Annotated in this window: 23 protein-coding genes; 5 read left to right on the forward strand and 18 right to left on the reverse strand. The window is 71.9% G+C overall.

The features are described from left to right. Window positions 1-142: 142 nt before the first annotated feature. Window positions 143-799, reverse strand: a complete 657-nt coding sequence (locus tag ACIP89_RS12585) for a DUF6230 family protein (RefSeq protein ID WP_402114752.1) — start codon at window positions 797-799, stop codon at window positions 143-145. 599 nt (window positions 800-1,398) lie between these two features. Further along, window positions 1,399-2,379, reverse strand: coding sequence for a tetratricopeptide repeat protein (locus ACIP89_RS12590; protein ID WP_402114754.1), 981 nt, complete (start codon window positions 2,377-2,379; stop codon window positions 1,399-1,401). 317 nt (window positions 2,380-2,696) lie between these two features. On the opposite strand from ACIP89_RS12590, the gene ACIP89_RS12595 reads away from it, so the two are divergent. After that, entirely contained in the window at window positions 2,697-3,326 is a 630-nt protein-coding gene (locus ACIP89_RS12595; protein WP_401920287.1) for a TetR/AcrR family transcriptional regulator, read from the forward strand. Between the two features lie 85 nt (window positions 3,327-3,411). Here the strand turns inward: ACIP89_RS12595 and ACIP89_RS12600 are convergent, their stop codons facing one another. The 6 genes from ACIP89_RS12600 to ACIP89_RS12625 form a co-directional block, all read right to left on the reverse strand. Beyond that, window positions 3,412-4,380, reverse strand: coding sequence for a hypothetical protein (locus ACIP89_RS12600; protein ID WP_402114755.1), 969 nt, complete (start codon window positions 4,378-4,380; stop codon window positions 3,412-3,414). A gap of 250 nt (window positions 4,381-4,630) precedes the next feature. Then, a complete protein-coding gene (locus ACIP89_RS12605; RefSeq protein WP_402114757.1) occupies window positions 4,631-5,707 on the reverse strand; it encodes an alpha/beta fold hydrolase in 1,077 nt (358 codons plus the stop codon). 84 nt (window positions 5,708-5,791) lie between these two features. Beyond that, on the reverse strand, window positions 5,792-7,492 hold the full coding sequence (locus ACIP89_RS12610; RefSeq protein ID WP_401920295.1) for a methylmalonyl-CoA mutase: 1,701 nt from the start codon (window positions 7,490-7,492) through the stop codon (window positions 5,792-5,794). A 97-nt stretch (window positions 7,493-7,589) separates the two neighbouring features. After that, window positions 7,590-7,922: a DUF3817 domain-containing protein gene (locus ACIP89_RS12615; protein WP_401927996.1), complete on the reverse strand. Its 333-nt coding sequence runs from the start codon at window positions 7,920-7,922 to the stop codon at window positions 7,590-7,592. A 76-nt stretch (window positions 7,923-7,998) separates the two neighbouring features. Continuing rightward, window positions 7,999-8,508: a MarR family winged helix-turn-helix transcriptional regulator gene (locus ACIP89_RS12620; protein ID WP_073737055.1), complete on the reverse strand. Its 510-nt coding sequence runs from the start codon at window positions 8,506-8,508 to the stop codon at window positions 7,999-8,001. Window positions 8,509-8,518: 10 nt separating this feature from the next. Continuing rightward, window positions 8,519-9,910 (reverse strand): MFS transporter, encoded by a 1,392-nt coding sequence (locus ACIP89_RS12625; RefSeq protein WP_402114760.1) that lies wholly within the window; start codon window positions 9,908-9,910, stop codon window positions 8,519-8,521. A 73-nt stretch (window positions 9,911-9,983) separates the two neighbouring features. Between ACIP89_RS12625 and ACIP89_RS12630 the strand changes: the two genes are divergently transcribed. After that, complete coding sequence (locus tag ACIP89_RS12630; RefSeq protein WP_401920301.1) at window positions 9,984-10,973, forward strand: DUF5937 family protein; 990 nt, start codon at window positions 9,984-9,986, stop codon at window positions 10,971-10,973. Window positions 10,974-10,983: 10 nt separating this feature from the next. On the opposite strand, the gene ACIP89_RS12635 is transcribed toward ACIP89_RS12630, so the two are convergent. The 10 genes from ACIP89_RS12635 to ACIP89_RS12680 all read right to left on the reverse strand — a co-directional run bounded on the left by ACIP89_RS12635 (window position 10,984) and on the right by ACIP89_RS12680 (window position 21,482). Further along, window positions 10,984-11,877 carry a siderophore-interacting protein gene (locus tag ACIP89_RS12635; protein ID WP_402114762.1) on the reverse strand — a complete coding sequence of 298 codons (894 nt, stop codon included), beginning with the start codon at window positions 11,875-11,877 and terminating at the stop codon, window positions 10,984-10,986. A gap of 23 nt (window positions 11,878-11,900) precedes the next feature. Next, the gene (locus tag ACIP89_RS12640; protein WP_401920305.1) at window positions 11,901-13,700 is read right to left on the reverse strand and encodes an ABC transporter ATP-binding protein; all 1,800 of its coding nucleotides are present in this window, start codon (window positions 13,698-13,700) and stop codon (window positions 11,901-11,903) included. Then, window positions 13,697-15,433, reverse strand: a complete 1,737-nt coding sequence (locus tag ACIP89_RS12645; protein WP_402114765.1) for an ABC transporter transmembrane domain-containing protein — start codon at window positions 15,431-15,433, stop codon at window positions 13,697-13,699. Before ACIP89_RS12645 ends, ACIP89_RS12640 begins: the two co-directional genes overlap by 4 nt. Beyond that, on the reverse strand, window positions 15,430-16,257 hold the full coding sequence (locus ACIP89_RS12650) for an ABC transporter ATP-binding protein (protein ID WP_401920311.1): 828 nt from the start codon (window positions 16,255-16,257) through the stop codon (window positions 15,430-15,432). Before ACIP89_RS12650 ends, ACIP89_RS12645 begins: the two co-directional genes overlap by 4 nt. A 77-nt stretch (window positions 16,258-16,334) precedes the next feature. Then, window positions 16,335-17,327 (reverse strand): FecCD family ABC transporter permease, encoded by a 993-nt coding sequence (locus ACIP89_RS12655; RefSeq protein ID WP_401921043.1) that lies wholly within the window; start codon window positions 17,325-17,327, stop codon window positions 16,335-16,337. A 158-nt stretch (window positions 17,328-17,485) separates the two neighbouring features. Further along, the gene (locus tag ACIP89_RS12660; protein WP_401927982.1) at window positions 17,486-18,571 is read right to left on the reverse strand and encodes a FecCD family ABC transporter permease; all 1,086 of its coding nucleotides are present in this window, start codon (window positions 18,569-18,571) and stop codon (window positions 17,486-17,488) included. A 44-nt stretch (window positions 18,572-18,615) separates the two neighbouring features. Then, on the reverse strand, window positions 18,616-19,704 hold the full coding sequence (locus tag ACIP89_RS12665; RefSeq protein ID WP_401920316.1) for an iron-siderophore ABC transporter substrate-binding protein: 1,089 nt from the start codon (window positions 19,702-19,704) through the stop codon (window positions 18,616-18,618). A 234-nt stretch (window positions 19,705-19,938) separates the two neighbouring features. Then, window positions 19,939-20,796: a helix-turn-helix domain-containing protein gene (locus ACIP89_RS12670; protein ID WP_402114768.1), complete on the reverse strand. Its 858-nt coding sequence runs from the start codon at window positions 20,794-20,796 to the stop codon at window positions 19,939-19,941. Window positions 20,797-20,841: 45 nt separating this feature from the next. After that, on the reverse strand, window positions 20,842-21,135 hold the full coding sequence (locus tag ACIP89_RS12675; RefSeq protein WP_402114771.1) for an MTH1187 family thiamine-binding protein: 294 nt from the start codon (window positions 21,133-21,135) through the stop codon (window positions 20,842-20,844). Then, window positions 21,132-21,482: a DUF3817 domain-containing protein gene (locus tag ACIP89_RS12680; protein WP_073736847.1), complete on the reverse strand. Its 351-nt coding sequence runs from the start codon at window positions 21,480-21,482 to the stop codon at window positions 21,132-21,134. The genes ACIP89_RS12675 and ACIP89_RS12680 overlap by 4 nt, the downstream gene beginning before the upstream one ends. 177 nt (window positions 21,483-21,659) lie before the next feature. Here ACIP89_RS12680 and ACIP89_RS12685 point away from each other — a divergent pair, with 177 nt between their 5' ends. From ACIP89_RS12685 to ACIP89_RS12695, 3 genes are read left to right on the forward strand one after another with little or no spacing between them, the layout of a single operon-like run. Further along, window positions 21,660-22,292: an AIM24 family protein gene (locus ACIP89_RS12685; RefSeq protein WP_401921044.1), complete on the forward strand. Its 633-nt coding sequence runs from the start codon at window positions 21,660-21,662 to the stop codon at window positions 22,290-22,292. Next, window positions 22,292-22,942 (forward strand): AIM24 family protein, encoded by a 651-nt coding sequence (locus ACIP89_RS12690; RefSeq protein ID WP_401920323.1) that lies wholly within the window; start codon window positions 22,292-22,294, stop codon window positions 22,940-22,942. The genes ACIP89_RS12685 and ACIP89_RS12690 overlap by 1 nt, the downstream gene beginning before the upstream one ends. Then, window positions 22,939-23,700, forward strand: coding sequence for an AIM24 family protein (locus tag ACIP89_RS12695; protein ID WP_371776075.1), 762 nt, complete (start codon window positions 22,939-22,941; stop codon window positions 23,698-23,700). The genes ACIP89_RS12690 and ACIP89_RS12695 overlap by 4 nt, the downstream gene beginning before the upstream one ends. Window positions 23,701-23,730: the final 30 nt, after the last annotated feature.

The raw sequence follows: 23,730 nt of genomic DNA on the forward strand, positions 1-23,730 counted from the left end.
GAAGGGTGGACGGTCGGGGACCCGCTGCGCGCCCCCGACCGCCCGGGCTAGTGCCCTGGGCCGTGTTTCGAAAGTCCCGTCTGCGTGGCAACGCCTGGCACGCCCGCCCTACGGGCGGACGACGCTACTTTCGAAACATGCCCTAGTAGCACTCGTTGACGCCCTTGGACAACGCCAGGTGCAGACCCGGCAGCTTGAACGTGCCTGCCGTGGTGGCCCACGCCTGCTGCCTCACGCCCGTCAGCTTGGCGGTCTCGGCCCGCTGCGAGAACCCGTTCGGGTTGACGTACTTCCCGGCCTTGGGCTGGATGCCCGGGTTCGCCAGATCGCCCGCACGCACACCGATGTCGATATTTCCGAACTCGGCGTCAGCGTTGAGATCCGAGACGTCGAGGTAAAGACCCGTGGCGTCAACCAGCTTGCCATTGGTCTTGGCCGGGTCACCGGCTGTCAGCCGCAGCGTCACGCTGCCCAGCCCGAACGGCAGGTTGGGGGTGACGACCGACTGGCACATCTTGCTGATGGTGGCGTGGCTGAACCCGGAGACGGCCACGGCGTGCGCCTTGCCCTCCTTCGTGGGGTCGGCGCCGTCCTCCGTCGCGATGCTGCCGTACTGGACGAAGTTCTCGCCATTCAGCTCGGCGGCCGAGACCTTGAACTGCTGCCCCGACACGCTGAACGAAGCGGCGAGCGCGCCCTGCGCCAGGCCGACACCCACCGCGGCGGTGGCTATGACGCTCGGCACCATGACGACGGCGAAACGCTTCCATCTCGTGCCACCGCGAACCTGGGAACTCATACTTTTCCTCCTTCTCGGACGTACATCTCCGGCCTGGCATCCTGCCCGACGCGGGATGGGAGAAGTGCTACGTCCTCGGAAAGGAGAGCGCTGGCGGACGGAAACGGGAACCGCGCCCGAAACACCGGCGATCACCCCCGAGCGACAACCACTGGCCACGCGTTCGCGCAACCTCTTCGGACAGGCCCTGCGGGTATGCAGGAACCCCCCTGTCCGGAGCCGGCGCCACTGCCGCCGGCCCGCCCGGTGGGGACCCAACGGAGCCGCCGCACCGACTGGCAGCCGGACTGACGTTATTGGACCGAGCGTGGCCGATCGTGGTCCATTCGCGGCCGTGGCACAAGGGGGTTCGTTACTCACTGGTAACGGCGCGATAACCCGGCCACGACCGGGCGGCACCGAGCGGCCACACAGGGTTGCCCACAGCTCACAGACGAATCACGGCATTGGCGGCCGAAGCCGGACAGATCCCAGCGGGTGATTTACTCGGAGTAACAGCCGTTGCTTTTATCAAGATTTGGTAAAGCGCGGGCTTCTCTTATCGCTCTGACGCGAAAACGGCCGCGACTCCCACAAGGAGTCGCGGCCGTGTTGTCAGATCAGAACAAGACGCGGGCGAGAGCGGTGCGTGCGGCGCCGACCCGGGGGTCGTCGGGGCCGATCACCTCGAACAGCTCCAGCAGCCGCACCCGTACCCGGTCCCGGTCGTCACCGAAAGTCCGGCGGACCGTCTCGACGAGACGGCCGAACGCGTCCTCGACATGACCGCCCACCAGATCCAGGTCGGCCGCGGCCAGCTGGGCCGGCACGTCGGCCGGATTCTCGGCGGCGTCCTCGCGGACCTGCTGCGGGTCCGTCTTCTGGACGCGGGCCAGGAGTTCGGCCTGGGCGAGGCCGAGCTTGGCCTCGCTGTTGGCCGGCTCGTCGGAGAGGACGTTCTTGTACGCCTGGACGGCACCGGCGAAGTCATTGGCGTCCAGCGCCTGCGCGGCCGCCTCCAGCAGGGCGTCGTACGGCCCGGCGGGCATCGGGGCGGGCTCCCGCGCGCCGGCGTCGGGAGCCGCCGCGTCCTGGTCGACCACGATGCCGGTGAGTCCGAAGCGCTCCTCGCCGACCTGGATCAGCTGGTCCAGGGTCTGCCGGATCTGGGATTCGGGGGCCGCGCCCTGGAAGAGCGGCAGCGCCTGTCCGGCGACGACGGCGAAGACCGCCGGGATGCCCTGGATCCCGAACTGCTGCATCAGCATCTGGTTGGCGTCGACATCGACCTTGGCCAGCACGAAGCGGCCGTTGTACTCCTGGGCCAGCCGCTCCAGGAGCGGTCCCAGCTGCTTGCACGGCTCGCACCACTCGGCCCAGAAGTCGATGACGACGGGGACTTCGGCGGAGCGCTGCAGTACGTCGCTCTCGAAGCCCGCCTCATCGACATCGAAGACGAGGGAGGAAGCGGGTACGGCGGCGGGGCCGCCCTGGCGGGCGGACTCGGCTCGGGCCTGCTCCGCCTTCGCCTTGGCCTCACCGGCCGCCTTCACCGCGGCGAGGTCGACGACGCCGCTCATGGACATGTTCCTAGGCTGCATGCGTACATCCTCCCCCCTTGGCACACCGATCCGGAAAGCGATACGTGAACCGCGCCCGTCCGCGACCCCCGCCGGTGTGCGAGGTGTACGGACAGACACGGTCCGAGGGCCCCTGAAAGACCCGGTTCGGCGCCCGGTCCCCACCCGGCGCCTGTGGCTGTCGTTCGTCCGTCGCGCGACGACGGCCCAACCGTCGTCCTTACGCTACGACCCGTAGCGTAACTGGCCATGCCCCCTGCTGAACAGGACCACCCGGTGATCTGTCTCACGGCCGGCGGGGCCGGTCGAATTTAGCTACTGACGGGTATGGTCGCGTCATGCTCAGCCGCAGCCACCCCAAACCCGCACGAACGGGACGCCCGCGCAATGCCGCGGCCGATGAGGCGATCCTGGAGGCCACCAGAGCCTCGCTGGTCGACCTCGGCTGGTCGAAGCTGACGATGGGCGATGTGGCGACGCGGGCCGGGGTCGCCAAGACGACGCTGTACCGGCGCTGGGCGGGCAAGAACGAACTGGTCGTGGACGCGGTCGCGGTCCTCTTCGACGAGCTGGAACTCCCCGATCTGGGCAGCCTGTCCGCCGATGTGCAGGCGGTGGTGCTCCAGTTCGCCGCGCTGCTGGAGCGGCCGGAGACCCAGACCGCGCTGATGGCGGTGGTCGCGGAGTCGACCCGTGACGAGGCGCTGCGGACCCGGATCCGCGACTCGATCGTGGACCGGCAGAAGCGCCTCGTGCTCCAGGGCCGCCGACGGGCCCAGGACCGGGGCGAGTTGCCGGTGGAGCAGGACGAGGCCGCGGCGGCCCTGACGGCGGACCTGATCTTCGATGTGATCGCCGGCGCGGTGGTGCACCGGGCACTGGTGAGCGCCGAGCCCGTCGATGCCGACTGGGCCCGGCGCTTCACCCTGCTGCTGCTGGCGGGGCTGGGCGCGGCCGCCGAGGGTTGACCCCGGACCTCCGTGAGGCGGCAACGGAACGGCGCCCCGGGGGCTGAGGACCCCGGGGCGCCGTTCCCCTTTTCTTGTGCCGTGCTCAGAACCGGGTCAGATGCTCCACGTCCGAGACATGGAACCGCCCGTAGCCGAACGCCTCGCCGAGGGCCTCGTACCGGGCGTACTGGGCGTCGGAGATCGGCACCCGACAAGCGTTCAGCACGCGAAGGAGGAGCCGGAGACCGAGGTCGGGATCGACCTCGGTGGCGACCAGTTCCAGACCCCGGACCACGTCGTCGGCCTCGTGGCCGTGGAACGTGGCGGCCTTGGCCGCCAGGGCCGGTGCCACCGACCTGATGACCTCCACGACCACGTGCACCGACTCCTCGGCGGGCTTGACCGGTTCGACGGACGGCACCCGGGCAGGATCGGCCTGCCGCATCTGCCCGGAGCAGACAGCCACGACCCGACGCAGCCAGTCCCGTCCGTCGATGCCGAAATAGGCGAGGTCGTAGCCCCCGTCCGAGGACACCGTCCATACCGTGGCGATCACCTCGGTGGGCAGCGACGACTTCTCCAGCCGGACGGCGTCCTTCAGGATCGCCGAGGCGGCCGCTCCGGGCGGCTCGTCCGTGTGCCCCGCAGCCGCGTCCGCGATGGTCTGATCGACGGTCCGCTCGTGGGACCACGGCCCGGCGAAGAACTTGGTCAGCCTGCTGAGGCCGAAGTCCCAGTCGGATCGATGCACTGTCATGGTCGCTCTCAGTTCGGGTGGGCGGTGTACATGACGAAGCCACCGCGTCCCTTGTGGGTCCACGGTAGCGAGCACCCGGTCACCGACCCGGACGGAACTGATGGTCCGGTGGGATCCGTCGGCCATGAGGACACGGGTGTCGCCGGGAAAGCTGTTCCTGGCGCAGGACGTGAACAGGTCCTGAGCGGTGTTGGCCTGACGCTCCAGGTTGGCGAGGACCGCGGGGTCGAGATCGAGGTTCTTCAGGACCCGGTAGGCGTCACCGACGCCCACTCCGGTCTTCATCGCCGCGTCGAGAGCGCGTACCGCGTCCACCGCGTCGGCGGTCTTCTTGCCCGGGATGAAGTTGCTCGCTGCCCAGAGGCAGCCGCTCAGGCTGGCATCGGCCGCGTAACCGGTGGCCGTGGCTGCCGCTGCGGCGTCGCTGGTGGCCTGCCGGTCGTATCCGATGGTTGGCCTCGGCCTTGAGCGTCGCAGCCGCCTCGGCGGCGGAGGTACGCGCCTTGGTGACGGACGCGGCGGCCCGTCGAAAGCGGCGCTATCCGCCGCCGGATAGCCCCTCGGGCTACTTCTGCCAGGCGCAGCTGCCCAGCGTGGCCTTGCCCGCCGAGACCAGGCGGTCCGCCTTCTTCGGCGTCATCAGCTTGGTGTGGTCGTTGTGGCAGACGACGGTGCGGTCACCCTGTCCGGCCAGGTCCACCAGGATCTGGTCCCAGTGGCGGTACTGGACGTCATGGCCGGAGTCGGCGTACGTACGGACCACCGGGGTGACCGGCAGCGCCTTGCGCCAGGTGGCGAGGCTGGCCGGCGGGACGGTGGTGTCCTTGTCGCCGCCGTAGAGGTAGACGGGCGCCTTCAGCTTCGACAGGTCGGGGCCGGGGCGCTGGCAGTAGAGCTTCTGCTCGTGCACCTGCGGCGCCGGATCCGACTTCTGGCCGCGCTGGTTGTACGTGCGGGCGCCCTCCTCGTACGCGGTGTCGGCGAAGCCCGGGATGGACTTGACGGCGCTGTCGTCGGGGAACGCCCACCAGGAGCGCGGGTCGGCTATCGAGTCCTTGACCGCGTCGGCCAGCGCGTCGTCGCTCAGACCGCAGTACGCGGCCTTCTCGCCGTACGGCGGGAGCGCGGCGGCCAGGTGGAGGGCCTTGATCCGGCCGGGGGCGCGGGCGGCGAGCTCGGCGGCGTACGGGCCGCCGCCGGAGATCGCGATCACCGAGACCTTCTTGACGCCGATCCGGTCCAGGACCTCCAGGGCGTCCTTCGCGAAGTCGGCCTTGCCGAGCGAGGGGTCGTACTCCGTGTCACCGAAGCCGTTGCGCTCCACGGAGATCAGCCGGAGGCCGAACGACTCCCGGGTGGACCGGAAGAAGTCGGTCATGTGCGCGGCCCGCGCGCTGGTTCCGGTGCCGCCGATGTAGAGGACCGGGGTGCCGCCCCTGCGTCCTTCGTCGATGTAGTGCGCGGTCCGGCCGCCGGAGAGCTTCGCGGCCTTCACATCCGGGCCGAGCGAGTCGAAGGCGTCCTGCACCCTCGGCTTCGGTGCCGGTGCGGCGCTGACCGCCGTCGAACCGCTGACCAGCAGCGTTCCGAGTACGGCGAGTGCGGCGCCCGCGGCCGCTGTGATTCTCCCGGACAGTCTCACGGTGTTGCCTCCAGAGGGGTACGAGTATCGCGGCTGCGCCTACCCGGGCCCCTGGAGGTGACACCTGTAACTACCAACTATCTGTCAGAAGCCGGGCGGCTCCGTGTAGGTTCCCCACTCCTCGCGCAGCACCCCGCAGATCTCGCCGAGGGTGGCCTCCGCCCGTACCGCGTCGAGCATCGGGGCGATCATGTTGGAGCCGTCGCGGGCGGCGGCCAGCATCGCGTCCAGCGCGGCGCCCACCCGGGCGTCGTCGCGGCCGCTCCTGCGGCCGGCGAGCTCGCTGACCTGGTCGCGCTCGACCTCGTGGCTGACCCGCAGGATCTCCAGGTCGCCGGTGACCGAGCCGTGCGCGACGTTGACTCCGACGACCCTCTTGTCACCCTTCTCCAGGGACTGCTGGTAGCGGAAGGCGGATTCGGCGATCTCGCCGGTGAACCAGCCGTCCTCGATGCCGCGCAGGATGCCGGAGGTCATCGGGCCGATCGGGTGCTGTCCGTCCGGGTGGGCCCGGGTGCCGCGCTCCCTGATCTGCTCGAAGATCTTCTCGGCGTCCGCCTCGATCCGGTCGGTGAGTTGCTCCACGTACCAGGAACCGCCCAGCGGGTCGGCCACGTTGGCGACGCCGGTCTCCTCCATCAGCACCTGCTGGGTGCGCAGGGCGATCTCGGCGGCCTGCTCCGAGGGGAGCGCGAGGGTCTCGTCGAGGGCGTTGGTGTGCAGGGAGTTGGTGCCGCCCAGGACCGCGGAGAGCGCCTCCACGGCGGTGCGCACGACGTTGTTGTAGGGCTGCTGGGCGGTGAGCGAGACTCCGGCGGTCTGGGTGTGGAAGCGGAGCCACTGCGCCTTGTCGGTCTTCGCGCCGTACGTCTCCTTCATCCAGCGGGCCCAGATCCGGCGGGCGGCGCGGAACTTGGCGATCTCCTCGAAGAAGTCGAGGTGCGCGTCGAAGAAGAAGGAGAGGCCGGGTGCGAAGGTGTCGACGTCCAGTCCCCGGGAGAGGCCGAGCTCCACGTATCCGAAGCCGTCGGCGAGGGTGTACGCCAGCTCCTGCGCGGCCGTGGCTCCGGCCTCGCGGATGTGGTAGCCGGAGACGGAGAGCGGCTTGTACGCGGGGATGTCGCGGGCGCAGTGCTCCATCAGGTCACCGATGAGGCGCAGATGGGGCTCGGGCTGGAAGAGCCACTCCTTCTGCGCGATGTACTCCTTGAAGATGTCCGTCTGGAGCGTGCCGTTGAGCACGGCCGGGTCGATGCCCTGGCGCTCGGCGGCGACCAGGTACATGCAGAAGACGGGCACGGCGGGGCCGCTGATCGTCATCGACGTCGTGACGTCACCGAGCGGGATGTCCTTGAAGAGGACCTCCATGTCGGCGGCGGAGTCGATCGCCACCCCGCAGTGGCCGACCTCGCCCAGCGCGCGGGGGTCGTCCGAGTCGCGCCCCATCAGCGTCGGCATGTCGAAGGCGACACTGAGGCCGCCGCCGCCGGCGGCCAGGATCATCTTGTAGCGCTCGTTGGTCTGCTCGGCGTTGCCGAAGCCGGCGAACTGGCGGATCGTCCAGGTGCGACCCCGGTAGCCGGTCGGGTAGAGCCCGCGGGTGAAGGGGTACTCACCGGGCCAGCCGATCCGCTCGAAGCCCTCGTACGCGTCCCCCGGCCGGGGGCCGTAGGCGGGCTCGACCGGGTCCCCGGAGAGCGTGGTGAAGTCCGCGTCACGCTTGCGGGCCTTGTCGTAACGGGCCTGCCAGCGTTGGCGGCCTTCCTCGATCGCGTCAGCGTCCATACATATGAATTTACTAGGACGTCCTAGTAAATGTCGATGGCAAACCGCCCGGCGCTTTGCGCGGGGCGGTTCCGGCCAGGCTTCGGACCGGCTGCGGTCAGGCCTTCGCGGTGACCGGGGCGGCGTCCGCGAGCAGCGGCTCGACCTCGCGGACGACCTTGCGCTCGACGAAGAACGCGGCCGTCGGGATCGTGCCGGCGATCAGCACCCAGAGCAGCTTGCCCATCGGCCACTTCGCCTTGGAACCGAGGTCGAAGGCGAAGATCAGATAGATGATGTAGAGCACGCCGTGGAGCTGCGAGACGACGAGCGTCAGGCCCTCGCCGGTCTGGAAGCCGTACTTGAAGACCATGCAGGTGCAGAGCACGAGCAACATGACGGCGGTGACGTAGGCCATCACCCGGTATCGGGTCAGCACACTGCGTTTCATGCCATCGAGCCTAACCGGACGTCCGGGGCGATCTTGCAGCGGGCCGGGCCCGGAACCCCGCCCTCCGCGGACCCGCTCAGATCTCCTCGAAGTCCTGGGCGGCGATCCGCAGCGGCCGCAGCAGCGCGAAGATCTCGCCGCACTCCTCGGCGTCGTACACCCCGAGTCCGAACTCCATCGCGACCAGGTCCTCGGTGGCCGCCTCGACGACCTCGCGGCCCTTGTCCGTGATCGAGGCGAGCGTGCCCCGCCCGTCGTTCGGGTTGGGGCGCTTGTCGACCAGGCCGGAGCGCACCAGCCGGTCCACGGTGTTCGTGACGGACGTGGGGTGGACCATCAGCCGCTCGCCGATCTTGGACATCGGCAGCTCTCCGGCCTTGGAGAAGGTGAGCAGGACCAGCGCCTCGTACCGCGCGAACGTCAGTCCGTAGGGTTTGACCACCGCGTCGACCTCGGCGAGCAGGATCTGCTGCGCACGCATGATCGAGGTGATCGCACCCATGGAGGGCACTGGGCCCCAGCGCTGCTGCCAGTGTTCGTCGGCGCGGGCGATGGGATCGAAGGGGAGACTGAGCGGCTTCGGCACGGCATCGACCTTACCCATTGGTCACATGCTGGTCCGCCCCGTCTCGAACTTCGGTCCGAATACCGGGAGCGGGCGCGGTTCTGCGGACCTCCGCGACGAGCAGCAGCAGGCACAGCGTGCCCACCCCCCCGGCCCCCGCGACCACCCGGTGCACCGGGAAGAACTCGGCGGCCAGGCCCGCCAGCGCCATGCCGACGCCCTGGAGCGTCATGAGTCCGGCGGTGAGCACGGTCATGGCCCGCCCGCGCAGCTCGTCCGGGACCGCCTCGACGAACCACTGGTCGAGCCCGATGACGTACGCCGAACCCGCGCCGGCCAGCACCAGCGCGACGGCGGCCAGGGCCACTCCGGGACGGAACCCGTACAGCACGAGGGGCAGCAGCCCGGCCCCGGCGAGGGGCAGCACGACGCGGGAGCGGGTACGGGGGCTCAGCGCGGCGCCCGTGTACAGCTCGGCGGCGATGGAGCCGACCGGCATGGCGCACATCAGCAGCCCGAGCGCGGCGCTGCCCACACCGATCTCGTCGGCGTAGGGGGCGGCCAGCGCCTCCGGCGCGACGACGAACGCCGGGGGCAGCCAGAAGAGCAGCAGCAAGGCCCTGATCCGGCGGTGGCCCAGCACCAGCCGGGCGCCCGCGAGCGACTCCCCCAGCAGGGTGCCGCCGCCCTCGCCCGTGGTGCGGGCGGGCCGGTCCCGGGTGCCGAACCTGAGCAGCGCGGCGGAGCAGAGGAAGGTGGCGACGGTGATGGTGATCGCACCGCGCGGCGAGACCACCGCCAGCAGCAGCCCGCCCACCCCGAAACCGGCCAGCAGCGCGCTCTGCGAGACGATCCGCAGCAGCGAGCGGCCCAGGACGAAGAGGTCGCCCTCGCCCAGGATGTCGGTGAGCGCGGCCATCCTGGTCCCGGTGAAGACCGGCGACACGGCGGCCACCAGGCAGCGCAGCAGGAGCAGTCCGGCGACGGGGGTGCCCGGGAGCACCATCACGGCGACGCAGCCCGCGCAGACCAGGTCGCAGGTGACCAGGACCCGGCGCGCGGGGTAGCGGTCCGCGATCCCCGCGAAGAGGGTGCCGCCGACGAGGTACGGGAGCATGCCGAGCGCGAAGGTGAGGGCGCTGAGCAGGGGGGAGTCGGTGAGGTCGTACACGAGGACGGTCAGCGCGAGCTCACTGACGACGACGCCGAGCAGCGAGAGCAGATGCGCGGCGAAGACGGCGCGGAACTCGACGACGGCGAAGACGGCCCGGTAGCCGCGGGAGGGGGCCCCGCCGGGTCCCGGTCCGTGGACAGGGGCCGCGGGGGCCCGGAGCGCGGCCGGTTCGCTCGGGTCAGGGGAACCGGCGCGCTCCGGGTCGCGGGGTGGGTGGCCGCCCGTCGGCGGATCGGTGTCTCTCGGCATGGACGCAGCCTGCGGGAACCCGGCACGCGGTCCGTAGACTTTCGGTCCCACCCGAATCTTCCCGAGGCCGCGCATGCCGTTCCATCTGCGTTTCGACGAGAGCGATCTGCTGCGCTGCCGGTTCGCGCTCTCCCCGCTCGGGGAGACCCAGGCCGCCGTGCGGGTGCTGGCCACACCGCAGCGGCAGGGCTACCACCTGCCGTGGCTGCGCCGGATCCGGCACGCGGCCGCCGGCCTCGACCTCGGGCCGCTGTGGCTGCTGATGAACGAGCGCGGTCACAGCCCCGACTTCTTCTGCCCGCCGCCGCTGGGGCCGATCTCCTCCTTCGAGGAGGAGATCGCGGGCGTGCGGGCGGTCGATCCGGCGCTGGCCCGGGAGGACATCGCCTGGGCGCTGTCGGAACGGCCCGGGGCGCTGGACTCCCCCGCCGGGCGGGCGCTGCTGGCCGATCCGGCGCGGACCGTGCGGGAGCTGGCCGATCTGCTGGAGCGGGCCTGGCAGGCGCTGATCGAGCCGCACTGGCCCCGGCTGCGGGCACTGCTGGAGGCGGATGTGGCGTATCACTCGCGGCGGCTCGCGGCAGTCGGCTTCGAGCGGCTGCTGAGCGAGCTGAACCCGCAGCTGAGCTGGGCGGACTCGACGCTCACCATCGCCCGCACGGCCGGCCGGCACTCCCGGGTGCTCGGCGGGCAGGGCCTCGTGCTGATGCCGAGCGTGTTCGCCTGGCCGAACGTGGTCGGCGGGTTCGAGGCTCCCTGGCTGCCCGCGGTCATCTATCCGGCACGCGGGATCGGCGGACTCTGGACGGAACCGGGCGACCGCACCCCGGAGGCGCTGGCCCGGCTGCTGGGCCGGGCCCGCGCGGACGTCCTGTGCGCGCTCGACGAGCCGGCCGGCACCACCGCGCTCGCCCACCGGCTCGCCCTCGCGCCGTCCTCCGTCTCCGAGCACCTGTCGGTGCTGCGGTCCGCGGGGCTGCTGACCTCGCGCAGGTACGGGCACCAGGTGCTGTACGAGCGGACGCCGCTCGGGATCGCGCTGGCCGTGCCGCAGCAGCCGTGACCGGCGCGGGTCACAGACCGAGCGTGCTGAGCCGGTCCTCGTAGCGGATGGCGAGGTCCTCCGGCTCGTCGGCCGGGTCGTGCCACATGCTCTCCAGCTCGGACCGGACGGCGGCGGGCAGGGCCTCGTAGCGCCGGGTCCAGGACTCGCCGTCCGGCATCCAGTAGCCCACGACCTTGAAGCGTTCGGCGGGGAGCCGCAGTTCCCCGCGCAGGTAGCGCCGCACCGCGCGCAGGGCGTCCGTCTGCCCCGCGACCCACACGTAACCGCCGGTCAGGTCCGTGCCGGGCGGGATCGCGGCCTCGACCAGTTCGGCCAGCCGGCTGGGGCCGTGGCCGTTGCCGCCGTAGGTCCAGGTGGCCCGGACACCGGGCCGGTCCGGGAGCGGCTGGACGCAGGACGGGGCGGGGACCTCCAGGACGGCCCGGGTGGCGACGTGGTCCGGGGTGTTCTCGATGAGGCGTCCGACGGCGGGCAGACCGCTCAGGTCGGAGACCAGCACCTGCCGGGCGAGGTCGGCCGGGGGGCGGTAGAGGCCGGTCGGGGAGTTGAGGCCGATGACGTCACCGGGGCGGGCGGCGGCGGCCCAGCCGGACGCCGTCCCGTGGCCGTGCAGCACGAAGTCGATGTCGATCTCGCCGGCCTCCGGACGGACGGACCTGACGGTGTACGTGCGCACCGGGGCCTCGGGCCGTCCCTCGGGGGTCCGCCAGCCGCCGTTCTCCGTCGGGTCGGGCAGCGAGACGTCGGTCCGGTCGGGACCGTGCGGGAGGAACAGCCGGACGTACTCGTCGCCGACGCCCGTGGAGGTGAACGCGGCGAGGCCCTCGCCGTGGAACGTGATGCGGGCCATGGTCGGGGTGAGCGGCCGTACGCGGGCCACCACTGCGCGGTGGATGGTCATGGGTGCTGCTCCTTCGGGTGGGGTCAGGGGGTGGGTCGGTTCGGTCGCGCGGGATCGTCCGCGGTCGTCCGGGGCAGGCCGGTTCTGGCCGTGTAGGCCTGCCAGAGGGCCGCGTACTCGCCCCCGGACGCCAGCAGTTCCTCGTGTGTGCCCTGCTCGACGACCTCGCCGCGGCGCAGGGTGAGGATGCGGTCCGCGTCGCGCGCCTGCTCCAGGCGGTGCGCCACGATCACGCTGGTACGCCCGCGGGTGACGCGTTCCAGGGCCTGCTGGAGCGGGCCGCGGGTCTGCTGGCCGGACTGGGCGGTGGCCTCGTCGAGGACGACGACGTCCGGGTCGGCTATCAGCGCGCGGGCCAGCGCGAGGTGCTGGACGGAGCCGTCGTCGACGGGGGTGCCTCCCGCGCCGAGGACGGTGTCGAGCCCCGCCTCCGTCCCCAGCGCCCAGCCGGCCCCGGCCTCGGCCAGTCCCCGGCGGAGCTCGTCGTCGGTGGCGGTGGGCCGGGCGATCCTCAGGTTGTCCGCCAGGGTGCCGCGGAACAGATGGATCTCCTGGGTGACCAGGTACCGGGACGGGACCCGTCCGGCCGCCGCCTCTCCCGCGGTGATCTCGCCCCGGTCGGGTTCGGCCAGCCCGGCGATCAGCTGGGCCAGGGTGCTCTTCCCGGAGCCGCTGGCGCCGACGAGCGCCAGGCTCGAACCCGGCGGCACGTGGAACGAGACGTCGCGCAGGGCGTCGCGGGTGCCGTCGTACGAGAACGAGACGCCCTTGGCGTCGATCGCCGGGCGGTGGCGCGCGTCCCCCGCGCCGCACCGCCCGCGCCCGGCACCGGCCCGGCCCAGGTCGGTGATGCCGACCAGCCGCGACAGCCCGGCCGTCGCCCGCTGGATGTCGTCCAGGCTCCCCAGCAGCGCCCCGACCGGGCCGAAGAGGCGGTGGAAGTAGAGGGCCGCGGCCGTGGCGGCGCCCACCGAGACGGCGCCGGAACCCAGCAGCGCGAATCCCGTGACGAGTACGGCCGCGAGGCCGAGGAACTCCGCCGCGTTGAGCAGGCCGGTGAACCGGTTGCGCAGCCGTACGCCGTCGCGCTGCCGGGCGATGGCCAGTTCGCTGTGTGCGGCCAGCGCGCCGAGGTGCCGGTCCTGCGAGCGGTACGTCCGGATCGTCTCGGCGCCGTGCACCGCCTCGATGACGGACTGGCCGCGGGTGGACTCCAGCCGGCGGATGTCCGCGTACACGAGGTGCGAGCGGGCGAGGAACTGCCGGGTCGCGAGGATGTGGACGGGCAGGCAGACCAGGCCGGCGAGGGCCAGGCGGATGTCGAGGACCGCGAGGCCGACCAGGCTCAGGCCGATCGTGAAGCTCGCGTCGGTGACGTCGGGAAGCACGTCGGAGGCGGCTTCGGAGACCGCTTCCACGTCGCGGGTCACCCGGGAGACGACATCGGAGCTGTCCGAGGACTCCAGCGTGCTCGCCGGAAGGTGCACCGCGGTCTCGAACACGTCCTCGCGCAGCGCGGCGAGCACGCCCTGGACGAGGACGACCAGCATCCGGCCGCCGGCGTAGCCGAGTGCGGCCCCGGCGACGGCGACGAGCACGAGGACCGCGCCGAGCGCCGTGACGCGGCCCCGGCCCTCCCCGTCCGCGACGGCGTCCACGACGGCCCCCAGTACCGGGGGCGTCGCGAGGGTGGCGGCCGTACCGCAGAGCAGCGTCAGCAGAGCGGCGGCCAGCCGGGCGCGGTGGGCGCCGAGCCGCCGGACGGTCTCCTCGCGGGTGCGGCGGGGGCCGGCGATGGGCAGGGTGCCGTGCGCGGGGGTCACCTGGTCGTTCCGTTCGGTCCGGGGCGGGCGCCGCCGAGGTCGACGACCCGGTCGCAGGCGGCGAGCAGGATCGGGCTGGTGGTGATGAGGAGCGTGGTGGCGGGCAGTCCCCGCAGTCCTTCGGCGATGTGCTGCTCGGTCACCGGGTCGACCGCGGTGGCGGGTTCGTCGAGGACGACGAGGTCGGCGTCGGTGTGCAGGGCACGGGCGAGCAGCAGTCGCTGCCGCTGGCCGCCGGAGAGCCTGCGGCCGTGCTCACCGACCTCGGCCTGGTCGCCGCCGACCAGTTCGAGTACGTCGTCGAGCATCGCGGCCCGCAGCACGGCCGGGTCGCCTGCGCCGCCCTCGGGCGTGAGGTTGGAGCGCAGGGTGCCGGAGAACACCGCGCCGTGGTGGGGCGGCGCCGCGATCCGGGCGCGCACCGGCTCCGGTCCGAGGTCGACGGCGTCGGTGCCGTCGATCAGGAGTTCGCCGCGGCGGAGCGGGACGCGGTAGCCGAGCCGGTCGCTGAGCTCGCGGGCGTGCCCGGGGTGGCGGGGGACGACGCCGAGGAGTTCGCCGGGCCGCAGGTCGAGGGGCTCGCCGTGCTCCGGCGGGTGCCATCGCAGTGCGGGGAGGGAGCCGGCGGTGACCGGGGCGGGGCTGTCGCCGGGACCGGTCCCGGCGGGGCCGATCAGGTGCGGTTCGTCCAGCAGTCCGCCCAGCCGGCGGGCGGAGGCCCGCTTGTGGAACCAGTTGGAGGCGAACGTACCGACGTGGGTCAGTGAGCCCTGGAGGAACTGGGCGAGGCCGAGGACGGTGACGAGCTGGCCGATGGTGATTCTGCCATCGAGCGCGAGGTATCCCGACGCCGTGGAGAGCGCGGCGAGGAGCACCCCGGAGAGCAGCCGGCTGAGGCTGCCGTACGCCAGGACCGAGCGCGAGGTGGCGACGGCCGCGCGCCTGGACTCCCCGCTCGCGGCGCGATAGCGGCGGGCGGCCTCCGCCCGGGCGTTCATGCCGATGACCACCCGGAGTCCGGTGATCATGTCGGTGGCCACCTCGCCGGCCCCGGCCGCCGTACTCTGCTCGGCCAGTCCCCGCGCCTCCAGCGGCATCGACACCCGGCGCATCACGACGAGCACCAGGACCGTGCCGGCGATGACGCCCAGGCCCAGGGGTACGGAGATGACCAGCAGGGCCGTCGAGGCGGTGAGGATCGCGGTGACCGTCGAGGCCTGCTGCACGACGCTCCAGGAGACCCCGGCGACGCGGTAGGTGTCCGACGAGACCAGCGAGAGTGCTTCTCCGGCGCCGGGCCGGCGGCGCAGGGAGCGCGGGTGCAGCAGCCGGGCCATCACCCGTTGCCGCAGCTCGTGCTCGCCGTGGCCGTAGACGTCCACCATGGCCGTCGACGCCCGCCGGTACGAGAGGGACAGTACGGCGAAGACGGCGCAGAGGACGCCGAGCCACTGGAGCAGGGCGGAGCGGTCCTGCGGGGCGAGTGCCCGGTCGATGACCACGCCGATGAGGACCGGCACCAGTGCCTCGCACAGCTGATGGACCATGAACGCGAGAGTGGTGAGGGCGAGCAGCCGGCCCCGGCCGTCGCGCAGCAGCGCGACCCGGAACAGCGCCGCGGCGGAGTTGGGCCCGCGGGCCCCGGCCCCGCTGTCCGGACCGGGTCCGCTGTCCGGACCGGCCCCGCTGTCCGGACCGGGTCCGCCGGTGGGGGCGGTGGTGGCCGGGTTCACCGGGCGTCCCGTCGTCGGGTCAGCGGGACGACCATGGGGGTGCCGGTGACCGGGTCGGGGACGACCTGGCAGGGCAGGTCGAACACCTCCCGCACCAGGGCGGCGGTCACGACCTCCTGCGGGGTGCCCTCGGCGACGACCCGGCCGTCGCGCATGGCGATGAGATGGCTCGCGTAGCGGGCCGCGTGGTTCAGGTCGTGGAGTACGGCGACGAGGGTGTGCCCGTCGCGGTGCAGATCCGTGAACAGCTCCAGCAGGTCGATCTGGTGGGCGATGTCGAGGAACGTGGTCGGTTCGTCCAGCAGCAGGACCGGGGTCTGCTGGGCGAGGACCATCGCCACCCAGACGCGTTGGCGCTGGCCGCCGGAGAGTTCGTCGACCGCTCTGCCGGACAGCTCGGTGACGGAGGTGGCCGCCATGGCGTCCAGGACCGCCTGTTCGTCCTGCCGGGTCCACTGGCGCATCAGCCTCTGGTGCGGGTGGCGACCGCGGGCGACCAGGTCGGCCACGGTGATCCCGTCGGGTGCCACCGAGGACTGCGGCAGCAGCCCGAGCGTCCGGGCCACCTCCCTGGAGCCGTACTCCGCTATGGACCGGCCGTCCAGGACGACCTTGCCCGCGGTCGGCCGCAGCAGCCGGGACACGGCGCGCAGCAGGGTCGACTTGCCGCAGGCGTTGGGGCCGATGATGACGGTGAACGAGCGGTCCGGGATCGCGACGTCCAGGTGCTCGGAGACGGGCCGCCGGCCGTAGCCGATGGAGGCGTCGAGCACCTCAAGGCGTGCCGGGAGCGGGGTACGGGTGGGCAGCGTCGTGGCGGTCATGGGTACTCCTCGCGGAAGGGCGGCGGGCGGGCTCGGGGGCCGGGAGCCGGGAGCCGGGGGCGGCGGGGCCGGTGCGCTCATCCGCGCCGCCCCGCGTACCGGCGGGCGAGCAGCCAGGCCAGGTAGCCGCCTCCGACGCACACCGTGACGACGCCCACGGGCAGGTCGACGCGCTGGGCGATGAAGTCGGCGCCGGTCAGGACCGCGGCGCCGGTCAGCGCGGCCGGTCCGATCCGCACCGTGGTGGAGCCGCGCGTCAGCCGCTGGGCGATCTGCGGCGCGGCGAGCGCGATGAACGAGATCGGGCCGACGGCCGCGGTCACGAGCGCGGTGAGCGCCACCCCGGTGAGCGTGGCCGCGAGGCGTGCGCGCTGGGCGCGGACCCCGAGGGCCACGGCCGCGTCCTCACCCAGTTCCAGGTGGACCAGGGGCCGCGCCACGGCCGCGGAGCAGATCAGCAGGACGACGAACACGGCCGCGGTCGGGCGCAGTTGCTCGAAGCCGAGTCCGCTGAGGGAGCCCGCTCCCCAGGTCGCCGCCAGCATCGCCTGCTGCGGGCTGACGGAGAGCAGCAGCATCGAGGTGAGGGAGGAGAGGAAGGCGCCGACGGCGATCCCCACGATGATGAGGCGGAAGGGGGCCAGTCCCTTGCGGTAGGCCAGCAGGTACACCAGGAGCGCGGTCAGCGCCCCGCCGATCAGTGAACCCGAGGCGACCGCGAGGTAGTTGGCGGTGCCGAGCACCAGCATCACGACGCTCGCCCCCGCGTACGAGCCGGAGGCGAAGCCGATCACGTCGGGCGAACCGAGCGGGTTCCTGGTGAGCGACTGGAACAACGCGCCGCTGACGGCGAGCGCCGCTCCGCAGACCAGCGCGAACAGCAGCCGGGGCAGCCGCCAGGTCACGACCACCAGCCGGTCGCGGGGATCGGCGTCCGGGTCGAACAGGGCGGACAGCACCTGGGCCGGGGTGAGCCGGATGGACCCGGTGCCGAGGGTGAGGACGCCGAGGGCGGCCACGGTGACGGCCAGGGCGGCGCAGACGAGGACGGTCCGCCGCTCGACGCGCAGGGCGAGGCCGGCCCGCCGCCAGGCCCAGACGGTCCGGCCGAAGTCGACCCGGCCCGGTCCGGTGGTGTCCCTCGCCGGTGCGGTGTCCTTCGCCGGTGCGGTGTCCTTCGCCGGTGCGGTGTCCTTCGTCGGTGCGGTGTCCTTCGTCGGTGCGGTGCTCACAGGGTGCTCACCTTCCGGCGCCGGACGAGCGCGACGAGGACGGGTGCGCCGACGAGCGCGGTGACCAGCCCGACCCGCATCTCGCCGGAGGGCAGGACCACGCGTCCGATGATGTCGGCGGCCAGCAGGAAGGCGGGCGCGGCGACGACCGTGACGGGCAGGATCCAGCGCTGGTCGGGTCCGGTGAACCAGCGGACGACGTGGGGCACCATCAGCCCGACGAACGAGATCGGGCCGGCGACGGCGACGGAGGTCCCGGCCAGCAGGGTGACGGCGAGCACCAGGACCACCCGGGTCAGGGCGAGCCGGGTGCCCAGCGACCGGGCGAGGTCGTCGCCCAGCGCCAGGGTGTTGAGCGAGCCCGCGCTGCCCAGCCCGAGTACGAGCCCGGCGCCGATCAGGGGCAGGGCGACGGGGAGGATGTCGAGCGACCGGCCGCCGATGGAGCCGACGCCCCAGAACCGCATGACGTCGAACGTGGTGGTGTTCTTGAGCGCCATGGCGGAGGTGAAGCCGCCGCACACGGCGGTGAACGCGACTCCCGCCAGGGTGAGTTTGACCGGGCTCCCCCGGTCCGCGCCGATCGAGCCGAGCGTGTAGACGAGCACCGTGAGCCCGAAGGCCCCCGCCAGGGCGAACCAGATGAACTGGCCCGCTCCGGTGTACCCGAGCACGGCGACAGCGAACGTCACCGCGAGGCTCGCGCCCGCGTTCACGCCGAGGATGCCGGGGTCGGCCAGCGGGTTGCGGGTGAACGCCTGGATCAGCGCGCCGCTCAGCCCGAGGGCCGCACCGACGACCAGCCCGATCACGGTGCGGGGCACCCGCAGTTCGCGCACCATCACGTGCTCGTCGGAGTCGTCGAAGTGGAACAGCGCGTCCCACACCGTGCCGGGGGCGATGGAGCGGGCGCCGACCATCACGCTGAGGACGGCCACGACGAGCAGCAGCGCGATCGCGGCCAGCAGGATCAGCGGGCGGTACCGGGTGCGCCGGTCCGGTCCCGGTACGGCGCCGCGCGGGTCCGGCGCCTCGCGCTCCGTACCGGTGGTGAGGTCACCCGTGGGTGGGGCGGTCGTCATGGTTGTCCTTGGGAGAGGGCGTCACGTGGGGGGGCGGACGGCGGTCAGGAGTCCGCGCCGGTGCTCCCCCTGCCCGCGACGGCGTCGGCGAGCATCGGGACGTAGCGCTTCAGCGCCCAGGGGATGGAGAGCACCGAGGGTCCGCTGGTGGCCATGCCCATCGCCGGGTCCTGCACGAAGGCGTAGTTCTTCCCGGCGATCGGCTTCCAGCGCGAGAACAGCGGGTCCTTGAGCGAGTAGGGCACCTCGTCGGCGCCGTTGGCCCAGCCGACGAAGATGTCGGCGTCGATCGTGTCGAGCTTCTCCAGGCTGATCCCGCCGTACCAGTTGGTGCCCTTGGCGGTGGACGCGATCGCCTTCATCGACGGGGTGTTCCGGAAGCCCATCTCGGTCAGCAGCCGGACCCGGGCGTCGTAGTTGAGGTACAGCCCGACCTCCGTCGAGCCGGGGGTGAGTGCGACTCCGTAGGTGAACGTCCGGCCCTTGAACTCGGGGTGTTCCTCGGTGACCGCGGCCAGCCGGCCCCCGACGTCGGTGACGAGGCTCTCGGCCTTCTCCGTCTCGCCCATGGCCTTGCCGATGGTGCGGGTCATCTCCTGCCAGGTCCCGCCGTCCCAGGGCTTGTTCAGGTACGGGATGGTGGGGGCGATCTCCGAGAGGCGCTTGTAGTCGACGTCCGAGATCCCGGAGTACAGGCCGACGATGAGGTCGGGCTTCAGGGAGAGGATCTGCTCGAAGTCGATCTCGCCCGCGTCACCGTAGTTCAGCGTCTCGGGCAGCGGTCCGCCGAGTTCCTCGACCGTGTCGCGGAACCACGGGGTGTAGCCCTGCTTGTCGCCGCCCCACTGTTTGTCGACGCCGACCGGGACCGTGCCCAGCGCCGCGACCACGTCCAGCGACATCCAGCTGACCGCCACGACCCGCTGGGGCTTCGACGTGACCGTCGTGGTCCCGTGGCCGTGCTTGATGCTCACGGGGAACGCGTCCGGCGCGCTGCCCGGTTCCGCCTTCGCCGTGTCCGGCCCGGAGCCGCCGCTGCCGCAGCCCGCCAGCACCACGACGGCCGCGAGCATCAGCGCCACGAGGCGTGCGACGGCGCCCGTCCGGCGTCCGGCCGGGATGGATATGGACATGCTTCTCCTCGGATCTGCGCGCGTCGCGGTCGGGCGACGGCGGGTGTACGGGGAGGGCGGCCGTGGCGGGACGACGCGTACGCGACCGGACCCGCACTTCAACTTAGGTAACCCTCACCTAAGTGAACGCTAAGGAGCGGGGGCGCTCGAAGGGGGCGCGAACTGGCCAGGGTGTATCGCGATTCGGCCACCCGCCGAATCGGCGGCGCACGGGACAGCGCGCGGCGGGGCCCCTCAGCGGCCGGCTTGCGCCGGTACCGCCTGATCGCGCAGGTAGCCGGTCGGGCTGACCCCGGTCACCCGGCGGAAGGCTGCGGAGAACGCGCTCGTCGTGGAGTAGCCGCAGCGGTGCGCGACCAGGCCGACCGGACGGCCCTGGGCCAGCAGCGTCGTCGCCGCGGACATCCGCACCAGCGACCGCCACCGCGCGAAGGACATGCCGATGTCACGGCCGAACGCACGGGTGACGGTACGCACGCTCAGCGCGTGCCGCGCCGCCCACGCCTCCAGCGAGAGTTCGCTCTCCGGGTCCCGCATGACGTCGTCGGCCAGGGCGCGGATGCGCGCGTCCTCGGGGACGGGGACGTCGATGGCCGGATGCGGGTCGTCCTCCAGCAGGTCCAGGACGACGCGCTGGGTCCGCAGCCGGAGGTCGTCGGGCATCGACGTGGTGTCGAGGTGGAGCAGCATCTCCTGGACCGCGCGCAGCACCCGCAGCGGGCGCAGGCCGGACCAGTGCGGCGGAATCGCCGCACTGGTCACGTAGGTGTAGCAGCTCACGCCGCCGGGGTCGGCCGAGGAGTCGTGCGGGGTGCCGGGCGGCAGCCAGATCCCCTGCCCCGGCACGAGCCGGCGCACGGCGTTACGGGTGTGCAGCGCCAGCGAGCCGTGCCGGGGCCAGACCAGGAGCCCGTCGGAGTGCGTGTGCACGCCGGGGGCGACCGGTGCCGCCCGGGGGTCCACGCCGTGTACGGCGGTGGTGAGCAGATAGGGGGCGGACACCTCGGCGCCGCCCGCCGACGGCTCGGCCCATCGGAGCGCGGCCGCCGGGAGCGGCTCGTCGCGCCCACGGCCCGGGACTGTAGCCAGCATGAAGTTAGGCTACCCTAACTTCCCGCTCGCCCGGCGTGCCCGGCGTCAGTCGGCCAGGTACCGCTCGACCGTCTCGACCTTGGAGTTCAGGCCGTCCGTCACGCCGGGGCGGATGTCGGCCTTCAGGACGAGGGAAATCCGTCCGGACCGCGCCTCGACGGCGGCGACGGCGCGCTTGACGACGTCCATGACCTCGTCCCACTCCCCCTCGATGGAGGTGAACATGGCGTCCGTGCGGTTGGGCAGCCCGGACTCGCGGACGACGCGGACGGCGTCGGCGACGTACTCGCCGACGTCCTCACCGACCCCCAGCGGGCTGACGGAGAAGGCGACGATCACGCGCTGACCGTCCCTTCCCGGCGGGCGCGGGCGGCGATGACGCCGTCGGCCTCGTAGCGCTTGAGCACCTTGTCGCCGTACAGGCCGCCGAACGGCAGCACGCAGAGCAGGAAGAAGAACGCGACGCGCTTGAGCGGCCACTTGGTCTTGTTCCAGACGTCCAGCAGAGCCACGACATAGATCACGAAGAGCACGCCGTGCAGCATGCCGAGCGGCATCATCAGGAAGTCGATGTCGGAGATCCGGCTCAGCACCGAGCCGAAGAGGATCAGCGCGGGGAAGGACAGCGCCTCGGGAATCGAGATGAGGCGCAGCCGGTGCAGGGCGGTGGCGGTCTTGATGTCCACGGGGGCACCTTCGGTGGGAGGACGGTGACAGCTTGTGAACGCAGGCACAAGCGCGACCATTGTGGCACCGGCCGCCGTCCGCACGTGTAGCGGGGGCCGATTCGCGCGCTTCGGGCACTCCTTGTCCTCATTCGCGGGACGGGCCGGATTTCCGGCGGCTACCGTCGCACCGTGGCAATGTTCCGACTCCAAGGCAGCAAGACGCTCGCCGTCGACCTGACCGGCGACGCCGTCAAGGCGAAGAACGGCTCGATGGTCGCGTACGACGGCCGGATGGCGTTCAAGAAGATGACCGGCGGCGGTGAGGGGCTGCGCGGCATGGTGACCCGTCGGCTGACCGGCGAACAGATGGCCGTGATGGAGGTGAAGGGGGAGGGCACCTGCTACTTCGCGGACCGGGCGAGCGACATCAGCCTGGTCTCGCTGCGCGGCGAGAAGCTGCACGTCGAGGCGAGCAATCTGCTCTGCACCGACGCCGGACTGCGGACCGGCACCACGTTCACCGGGCTGCGCGGCGGCGGTTCGGGCAACGGCCTGTTCACCACCACCGTCGAGGGGACCGGCCAGGCGGCGATCATGTCGGACGGCTCCGCCGTGGCCCTGCGGGTCTCCGCCCAGTACCCGCTCTTCGTCGACCCCGGGGCCTACGTCGCCCACCAGGGCAGCCTCCAGCAGCACTTCCAGTCCGGGGTGAACTTCCGGACGCTGATGGGCGAGGGGTCCGGCGAGTCCTTCCAGATCCGCTTCGAGGGCGAGGGACTCGTCTACGTCCAGCCCAGCGAGCGGAACACGATCGGGGGCGATCTCTGATGCCGTTCCGTGAGATCAACTCGAAGATGGTCGAGGCGACGGTGGCCCCCGGTCAGAAGATGTTCAGCCAGCGCGGCGCGATGCTGGCCTACCGGGGCGAGGTGTCCTTCACACCGAACATCCAGGGCGGTCAGGGCGGGGTGATGTCGATGATCGGCCGCCGGATGGCGAACGAGGCGGCCCCGCTGATGACGGTCGAGGGAAGCGGCACCGTGATGTTCGGTCACGGCGGCCACCACATCCAGGTGATCAACCTGTCCGGGGACACCCTCTACGTGGAGGCCGACCGGCTGCTCGCCTTCGACGGCTCGCTCCAGCAGGGCACGATGTTCATGGGCTCGCAGGGCGGCGTGATGGGCATGGTGCGCGGCCAGGTGAGCGGCCAGGGCCTGTTCACCACGACGCTGAAGGGACACGGCGCGGTGGCGGTGATGGCGCACGGCGGGGTGGTCGAGCTGCCGATCACCCCGGGCCGCGACGTGCACGTGGACCCGCAGGCGTACGTGGCCCACCACGGCGAGGTCCGCAACAAGCTCTCCACCGCGCTCGGCTGGCGCGAGATGGTCGGGCGCGGCTCCGGTGAGGGGTTCCAGCTGGAGCTGAGCGGCAGTGGTGCGGTGTACGTCCAGGCCTCAGAGGAGAAGCTGTGAGCACGCCCGTGGTCTTCGATCCGATGACGCTGCCGTCCGACGACAACGTCAACGCGTACACCTTCTGTGTGGAGCTCAAGGGGAGCCAGTGGTTCCTGCAGAAGGGCAAGATGATCGCCTACTACGGGCGGATCGAGTTCAACGGCATCGGCCACGGCCGCTTCGAGCGGCTGGTCCGTACGAGCTTCCACTCGCCGCTGCACGCGAGCGACTGGGTGGTGGCCGAGGGCAGCGGGAAGATGCTGCTCGCGGACCGGGCGTTCGATGTGAACTCCTACGACCTGGAGGACGGGAACCTCACGATCCGGTCCGGCAATCTGCTGGCCTACCAGCCGACGCTGGCGCTGAAGCAGTCGATCGTGCCGGGGTTCCTGACACTGATCGGCACCGGGAAGTTCGTCGCCGCGTCCAACGGTCCGGTGGTCTTCATGGAGCCGCCGCTGCGGGTCGATCCGCAGGCGCTGGTGGGCTGGGCGGACTGCCCCTCGCCCTGCCACCACTACGACCACGGCTATATGTCCGGTGTGCTGGGCGGGCTGCGCGCGCTCACCGGGATCGGCGGCGCCTCCGGCGAGGAGCACCAGTTCGAGTTCGTGGGCGCGGGTACGGTGCTGCTCCAGTCCACCGAGGTGCTGATGGCCGAGCAGCCGACCGGGGCGACGCCGCAGCAGGCGGGTGTTCCGGGCGGGGGTCAACCTGGGTCCAGCCCCCGCACCCCAGGCCAGCTGGGGGACCTCCAACGGCGCTTCGGGTTGTGAACGGTACTCTGCGGAGTGTGACGCCGAACG

The sequence above is a fragment of the Streptomyces sp. NPDC088730 genome (genome assembly GCF_044751215.1).
Taxonomy (GTDB): domain Bacteria; phylum Actinomycetota; class Actinomycetes; order Streptomycetales; family Streptomycetaceae; genus Streptomyces.

Bases quoted from the DNA above. Each gene is read 5' to 3' on its own strand.
- ACIP89_RS12585 (WP_402114752.1), bottom strand. From the start codon at position 799: ATGAGTTCCCAGGTTCGCGGTGGCACGAGATGGAAGCGTTTCGCCGTC.
- ACIP89_RS12590 (WP_402114754.1), bottom strand. From the start codon at position 2,379: ATGCAGCCTAGGAACATGTCCATGAGCGGCGTCGTCGACCTCGCCGCG.
- ACIP89_RS12595 (WP_401920287.1), top strand. From the start codon at position 2,697: ATGCTCAGCCGCAGCCACCCCAAACCCGCACGAACGGGACGCCCGCGC.
- ACIP89_RS12610 (WP_401920295.1), bottom strand. From the start codon at position 7,492: ATGGACGCTGACGCGATCGAGGAAGGCCGCCAACGCTGGCAGGCCCGT.
- ACIP89_RS12615 (WP_401927996.1), bottom strand. From the start codon at position 7,922: ATGAAACGCAGTGTGCTGACCCGATACCGGGTGATGGCCTACGTCACC.
- ACIP89_RS12625 (WP_402114760.1), bottom strand. From the start codon at position 9,910: ATGCCGAGAGACACCGATCCGCCGACGGGCGGCCACCCACCCCGCGAC.
- ACIP89_RS12630 (WP_401920301.1), top strand. From the start codon at position 9,984: ATGCCGTTCCATCTGCGTTTCGACGAGAGCGATCTGCTGCGCTGCCGG.
- ACIP89_RS12635 (WP_402114762.1), bottom strand. From the start codon at position 11,877: ATGACCATCCACCGCGCAGTGGTGGCCCGCGTACGGCCGCTCACCCCG.
- ACIP89_RS12650 (WP_401920311.1), bottom strand. From the start codon at position 16,257: ATGACCGCCACGACGCTGCCCACCCGTACCCCGCTCCCGGCACGCCTT.
- ACIP89_RS12660 (WP_401927982.1), bottom strand. From the start codon at position 18,571: ATGACGACCGCCCCACCCACGGGTGACCTCACCACCGGTACGGAGCGC.
- ACIP89_RS12665 (WP_401920316.1), bottom strand. From the start codon at position 19,704: ATGTCCATATCCATCCCGGCCGGACGCCGGACGGGCGCCGTCGCACGC.
- ACIP89_RS12670 (WP_402114768.1), bottom strand. From the start codon at position 20,796: ATGCTGGCTACAGTCCCGGGCCGTGGGCGCGACGAGCCGCTCCCGGCG.
- ACIP89_RS12685 (WP_401921044.1), top strand. From the start codon at position 21,660: ATGTTCCGACTCCAAGGCAGCAAGACGCTCGCCGTCGACCTGACCGGC.
- ACIP89_RS12690 (WP_401920323.1), top strand. From the start codon at position 22,292: ATGCCGTTCCGTGAGATCAACTCGAAGATGGTCGAGGCGACGGTGGCC.